This window comes from Streptomyces sp. NPDC107654 (genome assembly GCF_055639035.1).
On sequence record NZ_JBVKBI010000037.1, the window covers coordinates 40,448 to 54,278 of the forward strand.

The 13,831-nt window shown below is 73.2% G+C and carries 19 protein-coding genes; 12 read left to right on the plus strand and 7 right to left on the minus strand.

The window, feature by feature from the left end:
- Window positions 1-105 precede the first annotated feature (105 nt).
- Window positions 106-465: a hypothetical protein gene (locus ACZ7N4_RS36880; RefSeq protein WP_471367879.1), complete on the plus strand. Its 360-nt coding sequence runs from the start codon at window positions 106-108 to the stop codon at window positions 463-465.
- A 30-nt stretch (window positions 466-495) separates the two neighbouring features.
- Window positions 496-855 (plus strand): hypothetical protein, encoded by a 360-nt coding sequence (locus tag ACZ7N4_RS36885; protein ID WP_471367880.1) that lies wholly within the window; start codon window positions 496-498, stop codon window positions 853-855.
- Between the two features lie 95 nt (window positions 856-950).
- Here ACZ7N4_RS36885 and ACZ7N4_RS36890 read toward each other — a convergent pair whose 3' ends face one another.
- The 5 genes from ACZ7N4_RS36890 to ACZ7N4_RS36910 form a co-directional block, all read right to left on the minus strand.
- Window positions 951-1,640 carry a zinc finger domain-containing protein gene (locus ACZ7N4_RS36890; RefSeq protein WP_471367883.1) on the minus strand — a complete coding sequence of 230 codons (690 nt, stop codon included), beginning with the start codon at window positions 1,638-1,640 and terminating at the stop codon, window positions 951-953.
- A complete protein-coding gene (locus ACZ7N4_RS36895; RefSeq protein WP_471367885.1) occupies window positions 1,637-2,185 on the minus strand; it encodes a hypothetical protein in 549 nt (182 codons plus the stop codon). Before ACZ7N4_RS36895 ends, ACZ7N4_RS36890 begins: the two co-directional genes overlap by 4 nt.
- A gap of 199 nt (window positions 2,186-2,384) precedes the next feature.
- Window positions 2,385-2,603 carry a hypothetical protein gene (locus tag ACZ7N4_RS36900; RefSeq protein ID WP_471367887.1) on the minus strand — a complete coding sequence of 73 codons (219 nt, stop codon included), beginning with the start codon at window positions 2,601-2,603 and terminating at the stop codon, window positions 2,385-2,387.
- Complete coding sequence (locus ACZ7N4_RS36905) at window positions 2,603-3,658, minus strand: hypothetical protein (protein ID WP_471367888.1); 1,056 nt, start codon at window positions 3,656-3,658, stop codon at window positions 2,603-2,605. Before ACZ7N4_RS36905 ends, ACZ7N4_RS36900 begins: the two co-directional genes overlap by 1 nt.
- Before the next feature lie 586 nt (window positions 3,659-4,244).
- Window positions 4,245-4,880 (minus strand): hypothetical protein, encoded by a 636-nt coding sequence (locus ACZ7N4_RS36910; protein ID WP_471367890.1) that lies wholly within the window; start codon window positions 4,878-4,880, stop codon window positions 4,245-4,247.
- Between the two features lie 301 nt (window positions 4,881-5,181).
- Between ACZ7N4_RS36910 and ACZ7N4_RS36915 the strand changes: the two genes are divergently transcribed.
- The 10 genes from ACZ7N4_RS36915 to ACZ7N4_RS36960 all read left to right on the plus strand — a co-directional run bounded on the left by ACZ7N4_RS36915 (window position 5,182) and on the right by ACZ7N4_RS36960 (window position 12,073).
- A complete protein-coding gene (locus ACZ7N4_RS36915) occupies window positions 5,182-6,111 on the plus strand; it encodes a ParA family protein (protein ID WP_471367891.1) in 930 nt (309 codons plus the stop codon).
- Window positions 6,108-6,434, plus strand: a complete 327-nt coding sequence (locus ACZ7N4_RS36920; protein ID WP_435059550.1) for a hypothetical protein — start codon at window positions 6,108-6,110, stop codon at window positions 6,432-6,434. Before ACZ7N4_RS36915 ends, ACZ7N4_RS36920 begins: the two co-directional genes overlap by 4 nt.
- A gap of 158 nt (window positions 6,435-6,592) precedes the next feature.
- Window positions 6,593-7,858: a tyrosine-type recombinase/integrase gene (locus ACZ7N4_RS36925; RefSeq protein WP_471367913.1), complete on the plus strand. Its 1,266-nt coding sequence runs from the start codon at window positions 6,593-6,595 to the stop codon at window positions 7,856-7,858.
- Window positions 7,859-8,030: 172 nt separating this feature from the next.
- A complete protein-coding gene (locus tag ACZ7N4_RS36930) occupies window positions 8,031-8,507 on the plus strand; it encodes a hypothetical protein (protein ID WP_471367893.1) in 477 nt (158 codons plus the stop codon).
- Between the two features lie 40 nt (window positions 8,508-8,547).
- Window positions 8,548-9,051, plus strand: coding sequence for a hypothetical protein (locus tag ACZ7N4_RS36935; RefSeq protein ID WP_471367896.1), 504 nt, complete (start codon window positions 8,548-8,550; stop codon window positions 9,049-9,051).
- Window positions 9,048-9,401 (plus strand): hypothetical protein, encoded by a 354-nt coding sequence (locus ACZ7N4_RS36940; RefSeq protein WP_471367898.1) that lies wholly within the window; start codon window positions 9,048-9,050, stop codon window positions 9,399-9,401. The genes ACZ7N4_RS36935 and ACZ7N4_RS36940 overlap by 4 nt, the downstream gene beginning before the upstream one ends.
- An 85-nt stretch (window positions 9,402-9,486) precedes the next feature.
- Window positions 9,487-10,581, plus strand: coding sequence for a RapZ C-terminal domain-containing protein (locus ACZ7N4_RS36945; RefSeq protein ID WP_471367900.1), 1,095 nt, complete (start codon window positions 9,487-9,489; stop codon window positions 10,579-10,581).
- A 41-nt stretch (window positions 10,582-10,622) separates the two neighbouring features.
- Window positions 10,623-11,174, plus strand: coding sequence for a hypothetical protein (locus tag ACZ7N4_RS36950; protein ID WP_471367902.1), 552 nt, complete (start codon window positions 10,623-10,625; stop codon window positions 11,172-11,174).
- A gap of 131 nt (window positions 11,175-11,305) precedes the next feature.
- The gene (locus tag ACZ7N4_RS36955; RefSeq protein WP_471367904.1) at window positions 11,306-11,521 is read left to right on the plus strand and encodes a hypothetical protein; all 216 of its coding nucleotides are present in this window, start codon (window positions 11,306-11,308) and stop codon (window positions 11,519-11,521) included.
- Between the two features lie 90 nt (window positions 11,522-11,611).
- On the plus strand, window positions 11,612-12,073 hold the full coding sequence (locus tag ACZ7N4_RS36960) for a hypothetical protein (protein ID WP_471367907.1): 462 nt from the start codon (window positions 11,612-11,614) through the stop codon (window positions 12,071-12,073).
- Between the two features lie 218 nt (window positions 12,074-12,291).
- Here ACZ7N4_RS36960 and ACZ7N4_RS36965 read toward each other — a convergent pair whose 3' ends face one another.
- Window positions 12,292-12,594 (minus strand): hypothetical protein, encoded by a 303-nt coding sequence (locus ACZ7N4_RS36965; RefSeq protein ID WP_471367909.1) that lies wholly within the window; start codon window positions 12,592-12,594, stop codon window positions 12,292-12,294.
- Between the two features lie 83 nt (window positions 12,595-12,677).
- Entirely contained in the window at window positions 12,678-13,412 is a 735-nt protein-coding gene (locus ACZ7N4_RS36970; RefSeq protein ID WP_471367912.1) for a hypothetical protein, read from the minus strand.
- Window positions 13,413-13,831: the final 419 nt, after the last annotated feature.

Sequence of the window (13,831 nt, forward strand, 5' to 3'; positions counted from 1 at the left end):
GGCCCCGAGCCGGGCGCCCCTCTCACCTGCTACGGGTGTTGAAGATCGGCTCGGTGTGACACTGCGGGCGAAGAACTTCGGGAGCGGACGGCGACAGGGCGGCTCATGGAACTGGCAGAACGGGCAGCGCCCGGAGTCGAGCAGCACGCCGAGCAGGCCGCCGAGGCCGCCTGCCACCTCGCGGACGCGGCAGGCCCGGGCGGGTGGAACACGGCGGCCGCCGAGGACGTCCTCGACGCGATCGACACCCTGACGGAGGCCCTGGGCAGTGCCGGGCCGGAACTGGCGCGGGCCCTGACCGCCGTGGCGGCCGCGACCGACGGCGCCCGCCGGCTCCTGGGCATCGACGTCGACCGCCAGGAGCCGGAGCAGCCCGCCGCCGCGGCGACGGTGCCCCCGGCCCGCAGGCCGCCGAAGCGGCGCGGCCTCGGACCGGGCTTCCAGGGCATCCGTACGGCCCGCTGACCTTCTCGGACCGCCGCTCGTTGACGGGGCATGGACGACAGCCCCACCCGCGCCTTCAGTGACTTCGCGGAGCCCCAGGACGCCGCAGATGCGATCGTCGACGAGGTCCTGCGCCGCCGCCTCGACATCCAAGCCGACCGACGGAAGATCCGCTATCTGCAGCGGTTCGAGGATCGAAAGCCGCGTCTGGACGAGGGCTACAGCACCACGCAGGGGGTGGCGGGGATCGAGGAGGCTGCTCTGTGCCTGGCCCTGGGGCATGTGCTGGGGACGGGGGCACTGGGGCAGCCGGAGAAGTTCGTCCAGGAGTCGATCCTGCGGCGGTACGTCCGGCCATTCACCGACTGTGAGGTCGTGCCGTCCGCCAGCGATGTCACGGACGGGGAATGACGACGGGCCCCATTAGACCTGTTGGGCCTAACAGGTCTTACAAGGGCCCGTCTGCGGATTCGTGAGCGGGTCTGTCCGGGGGTCTGTCGGCGGGTCTACCGGGCGTCGGGCACGGCGACCGGGTTGTCCCCGAGGTAGCCCAGGCGCTCATCCACGTTCGCCTCGGCCTGCCGCTGGCGGCCGACGTGCGGCTTCTCGGCGGCCCACCCGGTCTTCGTCTTGCACTGCTCGCCCTCGCCGGCCTCGCACTTCTCGCACGGCAGGCGCAGGACCTCGACGGCCACCGCGGCGTCCCGCTCCCGGCGGCGCCGGGCGGACGCGGCCTTGGACTCCCAGCCGATGCCGATGCCGTCCATCGCCTCCGGGTAGGTCGTGGTCTCGCCGCCGGGGCGCTTGGCGTCCTGAGCGAGCTTGAGCAGCTGCCAGACGGTCGGCACGATCGCCGGGCCGCCGAAGCCCGGCCGGTCGGTGCCGCGCGCGGCCACGCCCCACGGGTCGTCGGAGTCGCGGAAGCGGGTGGCGAGCGGCACGTCGCCGTCGACGATCCGGGCCAGCAGGCCCATCCGGTCACCGGTCTCCCGCACCGTCGACGCGGTGGAGCGCAGGGAGTCGATGACGTCCGCGAGTTCCACCGGCGACGCCGGCACCTCGGCGGCCCGGGCGAGCTGCCGGAGCCTGAGCTCGATGGCCGACAGCTCCGTGGCCAGCTCGTCCAGGGTGATGTGCCGCCCCGCCATCACGGCGGAGGTGTCGGTCTCGGCAGCGGTCTCGTGGGTGTTCTTCACGGTCGGGTCTCCTTCTCGTTGGTGGTCGTACGGGCTGCGGGGATGCCGAGGCGGGCGACAGCGTCGACCTCGGCGGTGAGCCGGGCACGGGCCCGGGTGAGCTTCTCCTCGGCCGCGCGCTTGGCGGCCCGGGTGCGGGCCAGGGCCTGCTTCTGGCGCTGCTCCCGCTCGGTGAGGGTCCGAAGGACCTCCTCGTAGTGCGCCGTCTGCTCCGCCGCGATCTCGGCGCCCGGGCGCTGCGGGCTCCTGTGGCCGGTCCGGTCGCGCTCCCTGGTGCGCTGGTCACGGGCGAAGGCCACCAGCTCGACGGCGACGACCCACTTGGTCCGCTTGTGCGGCGGGCCGGTCAGCAGCACGAGGGCCGGGAAGTCCTCCGCGTACCGGTTCTGCCAGTTCGAGACGGCGGCCGCGCTGACGCCGACGAGCCGGGCGCCGGCCGCCAGGGTGACCAGCTCGCCCTGGCGGCCCTGGTACTCGGGCCGGAGCCAGACCACGCCGTCGGCGCAGTCGGCCGGTGAGCCGGGAGGATCGGGTTTCTGGTGCATCTGCGGGTCTCCTGTGGTGGGCCCGGGCCGGGGCCGGTGGCTGCTGGGGGGCTTCGCCGCCCCCCAGACCCCCGCTCCCCCGGCACCGACCGGCGCGGTCAGCGCTCCCGTGGTGCGGGTGCGTGCGCGCCGGACGGCACCGGGGCCGTGGCCTGTGACCTGGGCAAGTTCTAAATTTCCGACCGGAAATGAGGCGGTCTCAGTCCGCGTCGGGGTCGGTGCATCCGGTGTCGAGCTGGAGGTAGGCGCGCTTGCCGTCGTCGTAGTCCCTGGCGCTGGTGGTGCGGAACTCGCGCTCCAGGACGTCGAGGACGGCCTTGACGGTCTCCTCGGTGCCGCAGATCCGGACGTCCGCGATCCCGGGCAGGTACCTGCGCTCCGGACGTTCCGGGCGCTCACGGCGGGCACGGGCGGCCATCAGACGAACGCCACGCGCGCGACGACGGCCAGGAGCTCGCCCGCGTCGCCCGCGGCCTGCAGGGCGCCGGGGTCCTCGGGTGCCTTCACGGGCCCGGCGACCAGGACGTGCTGGACGCGGTCGAGCAGGTTCCACCACTGCGCCGGCAGGCTGACGGTCTCGGCGGCCCGCCACAGCTCGATGTCGTCCTCGCCGTCCGGGCCGACGTGCACCAGGCCCTGCAGGGAGCGGTCGGCGATCCGGGCGCGCACCCGCCAGTGCGGGTCCATGTCCGGCATCCCGTGCAGGCCCCAGTGCTCCCAGTCGGTGCGGCGCTCCAGGTCCTCGATCCCGGCGTCCTCGGTCTCTGGGTACAGCACGAGCATCGGCATCGGCTGGCCGTCGGGCGTGTCCGTCTTCATCAGCGTGACGCCGTAGTTCGGGGCCAGGTGGTAGGGGTCGACGCCGTCGGGCAGGTCGAGGTCGTCGAGTGTGAAGACCTTGATCCCGGCCTTGCGGAAGGCGTCCATCGGGTCGGCCGGCCGCTGGCGCGGCGGCGCGTCCCGGACGACCTTGACCTTGTCGGCGATCTCCTCGGGGGAGGCCCCGCCCACGGCCCAGTGGTCGAGCGCGTCCTCCAGGAGGTCGGAGGCGTCCGCGTCGGTCATCGCCTCGACGGCGGCCAGCGCGTCGGCGGCCGCCGACGCGTCCGTCTTCCCGGCCCGGGCCAGCGGCGCCCACGTCCGGGTGGTGGGCGAGGCGGTGAACCCGGGGGTGGGCACCGTCGCGTAGACCGCCGCGGCGAGCGCGACGAGGGTCGGCCGCTGCTCGGTGCGGAGCTTCTTCGCCAGCGTCCGCTGACACGGCTTGCAGCCGGTGCGGCAGGCGGCGACGAGGCGGGCGGCGAGTTCGGTGTCGAGTTCCCGCCCTGCGCGGTGCGGGAGTTCCTCGAGGATCGCCATGTCCGGCAGCGGCTCGTGCCGGTGGAGGGAGTTGGCGGCCGCCGATGCGTGGGCGGCTCCGGTACGGCGCGAGCGGTTCTTCGCGCGCTGCTTCTTGCCGTGCTTCTTGACCACGAGTTTCTCCTCGGTGGCGCGCAGCGGTTACCCATGACCCGATGCACGCGGAGAACTCGGTGGACCTGCGCGGGCATACGGAAGTACGTCGTCGAAGACGAGCTGGTGGTGCTCTCCGCACTGATGCGCTGGGACCGTGTGGTCCTGGCACCTTCGCCTCAGATCGCTCCCAGTCATGGGCTGAGGCTGGCTTGGGCCTGTGCGTGGCCGTGCACCTCGCACGATATCCGGCGGGTCTGACAGTGGTCACCGGAACGCGCGAGATCCGCCCGAAAGAGGACGGTGGGGAAACTCCGGAGTTCGCCGGCGGACAACTCCCGGCGCCCACCCAGGGTGTAAAGCCACCTGTACACCAGGGTGTGACAGGCGCTGTCCCGCACACCCGCTCCGACCTGCGCGTCCTGCCCCCCAGACATGTGCCCACCCACTCCCCTCGTCCCTCAAGGAGTGGGTGGGCACATCTCAGTTGGTCAGGAAGGTCGGAGCGGGTGTGCGGGACAGCGTGGAAGTACGGGGGATGGCAGTAGTTAACGGAGTTGGGCAGTTTCGGGGCGGGTGAGGCTGGTGTGACGGTGGGTCGGGAGTATCAGGCGGCGGAGGGCGAGAGCGGGGCGGGGAGTTCGGCGGGCGGGGTGTCGGCGGCGGTCGGTTCGAGGACGGCCTGGAGGCGGGCGGCGAGGCTGGCGAGTTCGGTGGAGTCGGCGCAGGCGCGTTCGTCGTGGAGCTCCTGGGCGGTGAACTCGTCGAGGACCTGGTCGAAGCTCAGGGCGTTCGGCCCGTAGTGCTCGGGGAAGACCCGGGCGAGCCACCAGGCGGCCGCCCGCCAGTCCGGGCGCAGGTAGCGCACCTGCCGTTCCTCGACGTTCAGGCCGGTGACGGGGTCGGTGTAGGTGCGCACGCGTTCCTCCAGGACCAGGCTCCCGGCACCGGCCTGCAGCACGCGGGCGAGTGCCCGGGTGGCCATCTGCGAGCGGGCGAGTTCCACCCGCCGGTACAGGTCCACGAACTCGTCCTCGCGCGGGTCGGCGGGTTGTCCGTCCTCGCGGGCCTCGGCGGCGGCGCGGCCGCGGGCGATCCACCGGGCGAGGGTGGCCCGGGAAACTCCGGCGGCCTCGGCGGCCAGGACCGTGTTGGCCCCGACGGCGGAGGCCCTGACGATGGCGTCGACACGCTCCGGGGTCAGCAGGCAGGGGCGGCCGGGGCGGCGGTTGCTCGATCTCATGACGGCGGACCGTACGGACGCCGCTGGCTACCGTCGCGGCCTTATCGCGCGTTGTGCGACAGACCCACGCGGGCGCGTGCGCGAGGTCTCACGGGGGACGCGGGCCGGTTCCTGCTGGTCAACGCGGGCGCCGATCGGTCCTGTTGGACCCAACAGGGTCAACCCCGTTAGGGGCAGGGGTCTGGCCTGCGGTTTTCCCCGATCGAGCGGACCGGGGCGCGGTGCACGTACGGGCCGTGCGGAGACGGTACGGTCTGGCGGTGACGACAGCACGGGGAGAGGCCCGGATGAGGAGAGAGACATGGTCCAGGTAACGCTGGAACCGCTGAAGATCCCGGAGCGGCTGCTGATGCCCACGGTCTTCGAGCGGGCGTGGACGGAGCCGGCCAACCGGCTCAAGCCGCGGATCCTGCTCCCCGCCGCCTTCACGGGCCCGGCCCCGATCCTCCCCGGCGAGCACCGGGTGTTCATGGTCTTCAACCGCAAGGGGGGCGCGGGCAAGACCACCACCACGCTGGAGCTGGCCTGCGCCTGGGCGGCGATGGGCTACACCGTGCGCGTGATCGACGCGGACCCGCAGGACGCGGGCCTGTCCGGCTGGCTGGAGCCGGTCTTCCCCGAGGGCCTGTCCGTCGAGAACCGCCGGACGCTCAAGGACGTGCTGTACGAGAAGGTCGGCCTGGACGAGGCGACCTACTACACGCGGTACAAGAACATCTACATCGTCCCCAGCTACGAGGACTGCGCGGTCGCCGAGTACGACCCGGCCGTCTCCGGGGAGCGCACCCTGCGCCGTGCGATCAAGCGTTCCGAGGCGCCGGTCGACATCACCATCGTCGACTGCCCGCCCAAGGTCGGAAAGCTCTCGACCTTCACCCTCGCCATCGGCGGCAAGGTGATCGTGCCGAGCCAGGTCAGCGCGCTGGACGCCAAGTCCAACAAGTCCCTGCGCAAGACGATCACCGACGCGCAGGACGAGTACGACGTCGAGGTCGTGGCCGCGGTCCTCACCGCCTGGGACGTCACGAACATCGCCAAGGAAGTCGGAAACGAGATGGCCGAGCACTACCCGGGCGCGCTGGTGTGCCCGGTGCGCAAGACCGTGGACGCGAAGTCCGCGCCGGGCGAGAACAAGGCCATCCGCGAGTTCAGCAGGCGCTCGACCACCACGCGCGACTTCGACCAGGTCGGTCGGATGCTGGTGGCGCCGCGAGAGGAAGCAGCAGCATGAGCAACGGACTGCCGTTCGGCCAGGGGAGCATCCTCGGCAAGGAGCTGGGCGACAAGGCACCGCAGGCAGCGCCGGGCACCAAGGAGAAGGTGCCGGCATACGTGACCCCGGACACGATGAACCGGCTGCGCAACACGGTGGTCGCGCTGCAGCGGCTCTCCCTGGACGACGAAGACGTCGACGAGCCCATCTCGCTGTCCGCGTACGTGGAGGCCGCCGTCCTCGCGCAGATCCGCCGCGACGAGCGCGAGCACAACAACGGCAACCCGTTCCCGCAGCGCCGCCAGAAGAACCTCAAGACCGGCCCGCCGGTCACGAAGTAGCCCCCCGGCCTCCCGGCCGCGACGACGGGCCCCGCCGACTCCGGCGGGGCCCGTCGTGTGTCCGCACGTCAGCGACGGTTGGGCCTGTTGGTTCTAATGGGTCTAATTCACCGTTCGGGACGTGGGGCTGTCCGGACGTGGCTACCGTGCGATCCGTGATGAAGAAGCCCGACGTCCTGGAGGAGCTGCCCGAGCTCCGGGAGGCTGTGGATGCCGTGTGCGAGCGGGCGCCCTCCGAGGCCCGCCGCCGGCAGATCCGCGCCCATGCCCGTGAGCTGGTCCGCGCGCTCCACCACCCCGAGCATCCGCTGACCGTTGCCGACGACCTGGCCGACATCCTCGACCGCGACTCGCTCCTGCAGTACGACCGCCTGGCCGTCGCCGGCGAACTGCGTGACCGGGGCGAGGCGGCGCCCACCAGCGAGGCGACGGCGATGGTGCGCTCCGGGGTGATGGTGCTCCTGCAGCGCGAGATCGGCCTGGAGGTCTTTCACCTGCGCCAGCTGCGGGAGCTGCCCGGCAAGGAGCCCGTCGACATCGCCCGGCGCGAGCGCCTGCGCGCCAGCCTGGAGACCTGGTCCGACCTCATCGGCCGCCGCACCCTGTGGACGGTCGACGGCGGCCTGCTCTCCCATGGCTATCCCCAGTGGGTGCGGATGCTCGCCATGGCCTCGGTCGTCCTGGACACCGGATCGCGGGTCGGTGAACTGTGCGCGCTGCGCCTGGAGGACCTCTCCCCCGTCCTGGAGGAGGTGCGCGTCACCCGGCGGCCGCAGAACGCCCGCCCCGACACCCCCGTCTCCGTCGAGGTCTACCCGCTGCGCCGTGCGACCCGGGCCGCGCTCAAGCGCTGGCTCCAGGTCCGCCGCCTGCTGATGACCGACGTGACGGGCGGCGCGGACTGGCTGTGGGTGTCGGTGCGCGGCAACCACGGCGGCGTCGTCGCCGAGGGCATCGACCCGCAGTACCGGCCCGCCGGCACCGCTCTGCAGCCGCGCGGCGTGGCCCGCAGCTGGACCAGCACCGTGGAGCGGGTGAACCTCAGCCTCGCGGGCACCGAGGGCTGGGAGCCGCTGCCCACGCGCATGGAGCAGCTGCGCCGCGGCGTCGCCGCCCCCGAGCTCCACCTGGTGCCACCCGCCCCGGACGCCGAGCGCGCCGCCGAGTACATGACCATGCTGGAGAAGGCCGGCGCCAAGCTGTCCGCCCTGCCCGACGCCGAGGCGGTGGCCACCACCGGCCGCACCGCCCGCCAGCAGGCCCGCCACGCACTGCGCGAGGCGTGGCGCGAGGGTGTCGAGCACCGTGTGCAGCTCGCCGCCCTCGGGGCCAGCGGGCTGTCCGCACTCGACATCCCCCGCACCGGATGGGAGCCGGAGCTGCTGCGGTCCCTGGACCTGGCCGCGCACTTCACGCCGCTTTAGACCTGTTGGACCTAACACCCCTGACCATCGCCGCAGGTCGGGGGTGTTTCTGTGCCGCAGCCACTTTTAGCCAACTAGGAGTTGGCCAACTCTGTATTGACATAGCCAACTCTGAGTTGGCATTCTCAAGGGGTCGGGCCAACCGGGCCCGGCGCACCGGGAGGGGAATCTCGTGGAACTGCTCGTCGCCGTCATCGCCATCGTCGGAACGCTGCTGGGCGCCGTGGTCAGCGGGAAGTTCCAGGAGCGGGCCGCCGGCCGCACCGAGAACGTCGTGCGCGGCGAGCAGCTGCGCCGCGACCGGCTGGCGGCCGTGGCCGACCTCGCCGAGGCGATCAGCACCCACCGGTCCCTGATGTGGCGCCGGGGCGACGCGGTCCTCAAGGAGGCCGGTGCCGAGCGCGTCGACGAGCTGCGTGCCCGGACCCAGGAGTCCCGCTCGAAGGTCACCCGCCCGCTGGTCGCGCTGCGCGTCCTCGTGACCGACCCGGCCGTCCGCGCGGCCGCCGACCGGATGGTCACCCTCACCTACGCCATGCGCGACGCGTACACCACCGCCGACGCCCTCACCCGGGCCCGCGAGGACGCCAAGAACGCCTGCGACGCCTTCGTCGACGCGGCCGCCGCCTACCTCGAACGCACCGTCTGACCGACCACCCACCCACCGCTACGTACGGGAGAAGCCCACCGTGATCTTCGGCAGGAACAAGGCCAGCAGGACCACCACGACCACCACCCACACCCCGACCGGCATCGTCCACGGCAGCCTCCCGCCCCGCCCCGAGCCCCCGCGCGTGGAGTACGTCGGCATCACCCTCGCCGAGGTCGAGGAGTTCGAGCGGATCCTGCTCCACTCCGAGGAGTGCACCCGCCGCTCCCGCCCGGACCTGGGCTACAGCAGCCGCAACAGCGACGTGATCGCCCGCCTCTACCAGAGTGCCGGAGCCGTCTCCGTCGTCCAGCCCGACCCCGAGCTGGCCCGCATCCCGGTCCGGCAGGGCGACTTCCAGTGGCTGGAGTACGCGATCCGCGACATCGAGATGTACCGCGGTGACCCCCAGACCGCCCGCGACGGCCGGGCGCTCCTCAACCGCCTCAACGCCCTGCTGGGCCGGACCCGCGCCGTGATCCACATGGGCGGCACGCCCGTCTTCGACCCCACCGCCCCCGAACTCCCCAAGGAGACGATGTGAACAACGAGACGACGTCGACGGAGCTCGCGACGGTCACCCGCGTCGAGACCGCCGCCGAGCGCACCGGCACCACCGCCGGCGGCGAGGACCTGGCCGTGCTCGCCCCGGCCGCGGCCGCCGCGCTGAACCTGCTCGCCGACGCCATCAAGCGCGGCCGCGCCGACCAGTACGCGATCGTCGAGGCCCTCAAGGCCGCCGGTGTCCACGAGGCGTTCGCCTCCGTCTTCGACGCCGCCGCCGAGCGCGTCATGGACGAGGCTGAGGACCCGTACGACTTCGACGACCGCCTCCAGGCCGACAACCTCGGCGGCGCCGCCTCCGACATCCGCCGCGCCTTCCACTGGCTCTGACCCACCCCGACGGGCGGCGGCACAAAGCACCAGGCCGCCGCCCGTTAGACCCGTTAGCCCCAATGACTCCAACAAGGAGACCCGCATGCCCCGCGTCGAGATCACCTCGTTCGGCTACCTGCACGGTGCCGAGCCCGACGCCCGCATCAAGCTCGACCTCCGGCACCATTTCCGAGACCCGCACGTCAACCCCGAGCTGCGCTACCTCACCGCCCACGACCAGGCCGTGCGCGACGCGGTGATGGCCACCGACGGCGTCGAGCAGCTGCTCCAGGCCGCCGAGGCCATGGTCGACGCGTATCTCGCCGGGCCCCGCCAGGACGAGCCGGTCACGGTCGCGGTCGGCTGTGCGGGCGGCCGGCACCGTGCTGCGACAGCGGCCTCCGCACTCGCCGAGCGCTGCGCCGCCCGCGGCCTGGACGTCGACCTGGTCCACCGCGACCTCGCCAAGGACGTCGTCGAGCGCACCGAGACCGTCCCGGCCGGACGGCGCTCCTGGTCGGTGGACTGGCCGGGGTACACGCCGGTGGACATCACGCCGCCCGAGCTGCTGCCCGCGGCGCTGGCCCGGCAGGTGCCCGACTGGGCGGAGGCCGCCGCGGTGCCGACCGATGTGGACGACTGGGACAGCCGCCGGGCCGCCGCGCTGGTCCCCTTCGAGCTGGACGCGCGGGGCTGGCCGCTGCACCCGCAGGGCCGCACCGGCCGCACCGGCCGGAATCTGGGCCGGTGGGGCGAGAACTCGGCAGCGGACCCGATCGTCGTCGCGGGTACCGGCGACCAGCGCCAGGTTCTGCTGATCACCCGCGACGACCTCGAGGAGGAGGCGATCCCGGGCGGCATGGTCGATCCGGGCGAGACCGCCCCGATGGCCCTGGTCCGAGAGCTGCGCGAGGAGACCGGCGTGGACCTGGCCGGACACCACCCGGTCATCCTCGGCCGGGCGATCGTGGACGACTGGCGGGCCTCGGACCACGCGTGGGTGGCCTCCACCAGCGCCCTGTACCTGCTGCCCGCCACCGTGCCCGCCGTCGCGGGCGACGACGCGGCCGATGCCAACTGGTGGCCGTTCGCCTCCCTCGACGCCCTCGACGCCGCGCTCACCGCCGCCGGACGCACCCTCTACGCCGCCCACCGTCCCCTGCTCCAGCGCGCCCTCGACCACCTCGACCAGGGCTGACACACCCCAGCCCTACAGTGACGCCCCAAGGAGGGGACAGCGTGTACCAGAAGCTCACCGCTGGCACCGTCGGCGAAGCGCGGGAGATCATCGGCCAGGCGGCCGGGGAGATCGACGCCGCCCTGCAGGCCCGCCCGGACGCCGACGAGACCGCCCTGCCGCTGCGCATGAGGATCTTCCTGGTCCTGCCCGACCTCGAAGCCGAGGGCCCGGTCTTTCCGCGCGAGTGCGCCGAGGGCCTCTACACCGACTTCGGCGCGAACACCGTCGTCGAGGCCAGGACCATCCTGGACCGGGCGCTGAGCCGGATCAGCGTGGAGTGCACGCTGCGCCCGCCCCACCGCCGGCACCGCAGGGCGACGCAGGACCGGCCGCTGCGGGCCACCGTCCACTACGACCTGGCCGACCTCGACCGCGAGGGCCCGCTCAGCGTCAACGAGTGCCTGTTCATCCCGTACGAGGGTTTGCCGCCCGGCCTCCAGCCGCGCAACCTGCACCCCGAGTACCGGATCCGCGACTGGCGGCCCGAGCCCCGTCGGCCCGCCCCGAGGCCGCGCCGCACGCTGCTGCAGCGCCTGCTCGGACTGGGCTGACGGTCCACGTCAGAGCTGGTCAGACCCGTTAGATCCAACAGGCTCAACCTGGCCCCGTCCGTGAGTCGCGGACGGGGCCTCGGCGTGCCCCGGGCCGAATCCCGCCCTACGGCCGCCCGGTCGGCGCCACCATGACGAGGTACGACCCCGCGACCCCGCAGGAGAACCACGCCGTGATCCGCGACCACCATCGGCTCAAGGGCGGCGCCGCCCAGCTCGGTGCCGCCCGCCCCGGCCTGCCCGGACCGTTCGGCGTCTGGCCCGCCGACGACCACCAGGACGACGAGGACCAGGAGCACGGTGACCGCCGCGCCGTCGCAGCGTTGGACCGGCCGACCGGCGGATGAGGAGCGCGCCGTGCGCCGCCGTGGTTGGGCCCGGCGCACGGCCGCCTCCGCGGCCTGGCTGTCGTACGACAGCGGACGTACGGTCCGGTTATGGACGACAGCGGCCCTGAGCCGGGTCCGCGCTGCCTGTGGTGCGGCCAGCCGTTCCCCGAGGGCGCCTCTCCCCGTCGACGGTACTGCGCGAGGCCGCGCGGGTGCCGGGACAAGGCGTACCGCGACCGTCGCCGTGCCAAGCAGGCCCAGCCCGCCCGCAACGTCCTCGCCCGCGCCGGGTACAGCCTCGACAGCCACCTGCAGAAGGTCCGCGAGGTCCTGCTCCGGTCCGTGCTGGGCGAGGACGCCTGGCCCGGCATCTTCGCGCTGGCGGCCGCGGGCATCGAGTCCCGCGCGCAGGACCTGGTGCGCGTGTGCGTCCTCGAGGAACGCGCCGCCGGCACCTCCTGGGAGCAGATCGGCAAACCGTTCGGCATCAGCGCGGACGCCGCCCGCAAGCGCTGGGGGCACTGGGCACTCGCCCCGCATCCCGACGACGACCAGCCCGGAGACGGCTGACCCCGTTGGACCCAACAGGTCCAATGGCGCGCTCTCGTGGAACCGCGCCGTGCAACGCACGAGGAGCAAAGCACCTCAATACGGGTGGTCCGGGCGTGCCGTACGGAGTTCCACCGCCGTCAGCGCAAGCCTGTGACCTGCGGAAAGAACACTTCGTGGAACTTCGTGGAACCACTCCACGCGCGCGCGTGTCACGAGGCGGCCGCGGCCGGCCCCGGTCACGACCCGGCGGACACGTCCGCCCGGCCCCGGCCCCGGCCGCGCCACCGCTCCAGCAGGGCGGCGAGCAGGCCGCGCTTCTGGGCCCGCTCGACGCGGCTCTCCCACTTCTCGACCGTGCGCGCCTGGTAGCCGGTCCGCTCGCTGATCTCCGCCGGATCGACCCCGGCCGCCAGGGCCCGCGCGGTCGCCTCCCGCGCCCGGGCCGTCAGCCGCAGCCCCGCCTCGTAGTGCGCGGTGCGCTGCCGTCCGATCTCGTCGAGCTCGCGCAGCACCTGGTCGTCGTCCCCGTTGGCCTCCATGGCGCCGATCTTGCCCGGCCGCCCCGACATCCGTCCGCGATTCGCGGACAGGTACAGGTCAGTGCCGGTTGGACCCGTTGGGGTCAATGGGTCCATTCCCCGGGGGCGTCGACGCTGTGGCGGGCGGCGCGCAGTTCGGCCAGGAGCTCCAGGACCTCGGCGCGGGCGGCGCGGGCCTCGGCGCCGGGGGGCTTCTCGGCGCCGGGCGAGTCGAGGATGTGGCGCAGCGCGTTCAGCCGGGCGGCGAGGCCGGGGCCGTCGAGCTCACGGTGCCAGTCGGCCAGCTTCTCGGCGGAGGCGTGGCGGGCCAGCAGTGCCCAGGAGTCGCCCAGGCAGGCCAGGGACCACACGGCGTCGCGCAGCCGCGGCGCGTTGTCCCGGCACCAGGCGGCACCGGCGCGGTCGCGGGCCCGCTCGGCGCGCTGGCGCTGGGGGTAGCGGTCGCCGCGGTAGGAGGCGGCGTCGCGCTCCAGGCGCACGAAGCGGCTCTCGGCGCTGGAGCGGGAGGCGAGCCCGAGGGAGTCGGCGACCTGCTGCCAGGACGCCCCGCGCCGCCGTGCGGCCCGGGTGAGGTCGCGCTCCAGGGTGTCCAGCGCCGCCCGCGCCTCGTCGAGCTGGGTGAGCGCGGCGAGGACGTCGGCGGCCGGCACCTCCGCCTGCTCGGCGTCGTCGAGGCCGTACCGGTCGGCGGCCGCGCGGACCGCGTGCATCACCCGGACCGGGTCGAGCCAGTCACGGCCGCCGCTGTACTTCGCCAGCAGCAGCGCCTCGGCGTCCTGCAGGAGCTGCTCGCGGGCCTCGGGATCGGTCTTCGCCATGCCGGGCAGCCTGCCACCTTGCCGCCCGTGTCCGCGAATCGCGGACGGGCGCCCGTGCGGGGCCGCCGGAGAGCATCACATATGTGGATGATCTACCCGAAAGGCAGCCCCCACCAGGGGGGATGCCCGATCCGGCCACCGAAGGGATCATGCGAAACAGGCCCGAGACGGCGCGTGAAGGGGGTCAGGAGCGCCTATCCCGGCGTCCGCGTCGGGGAGTGCCGATCCGGCCCCGAGAGCCGCACAGGGCCGCTCAGAGACGCCCCGCCCCGCTCTTGTAAGTCGCCGCGCGAAGCGCGTCTGTAGTCATCGGCGAAGCCGATGGGGCTTGGAAGGTCGGGCCCGTAGGGCTCCTTTCTATGCCTTGACCTGCACGGACTCCCCCAGGGACGCCCCACAGCGAGGCCCCGTCACCCGAA

Bases quoted from the DNA above. Each gene is read 5' to 3' on its own strand.
- ACZ7N4_RS36880 (WP_471367879.1), top strand. From the start codon at position 106: ATGGAACTGGCAGAACGGGCAGCGCCCGGAGTCGAGCAGCACGCCGAG.
- ACZ7N4_RS36885 (WP_471367880.1), top strand. From the start codon at position 496: ATGGACGACAGCCCCACCCGCGCCTTCAGTGACTTCGCGGAGCCCCAG.
- ACZ7N4_RS36895 (WP_471367885.1), bottom strand. From the start codon at position 2,185: ATGCACCAGAAACCCGATCCTCCCGGCTCACCGGCCGACTGCGCCGAC.
- ACZ7N4_RS36900 (WP_471367887.1), bottom strand. From the start codon at position 2,603: ATGGCCGCCCGTGCCCGCCGTGAGCGCCCGGAACGTCCGGAGCGCAGG.
- ACZ7N4_RS36910 (WP_471367890.1), bottom strand. From the start codon at position 4,880: ATGAGATCGAGCAACCGCCGCCCCGGCCGCCCCTGCCTGCTGACCCCG.
- ACZ7N4_RS36915 (WP_471367891.1), top strand. From the start codon at position 5,182: ATGGTCCAGGTAACGCTGGAACCGCTGAAGATCCCGGAGCGGCTGCTG.
- ACZ7N4_RS36920 (WP_435059550.1), top strand. From the start codon at position 6,108: ATGAGCAACGGACTGCCGTTCGGCCAGGGGAGCATCCTCGGCAAGGAG.
- ACZ7N4_RS36925 (WP_471367913.1), top strand. From the start codon at position 6,593: ATGAAGAAGCCCGACGTCCTGGAGGAGCTGCCCGAGCTCCGGGAGGCT.
- ACZ7N4_RS36945 (WP_471367900.1), top strand. From the start codon at position 9,487: ATGCCCCGCGTCGAGATCACCTCGTTCGGCTACCTGCACGGTGCCGAG.
- ACZ7N4_RS36955 (WP_471367904.1), top strand. From the start codon at position 11,306: ATGACGAGGTACGACCCCGCGACCCCGCAGGAGAACCACGCCGTGATC.
- ACZ7N4_RS36960 (WP_471367907.1), top strand. From the start codon at position 11,612: ATGGACGACAGCGGCCCTGAGCCGGGTCCGCGCTGCCTGTGGTGCGGC.
- ACZ7N4_RS36965 (WP_471367909.1), bottom strand. From the start codon at position 12,594: ATGGAGGCCAACGGGGACGACGACCAGGTGCTGCGCGAGCTCGACGAG.
- ACZ7N4_RS36970 (WP_471367912.1), bottom strand. From the start codon at position 13,412: ATGGCGAAGACCGATCCCGAGGCCCGCGAGCAGCTCCTGCAGGACGCC.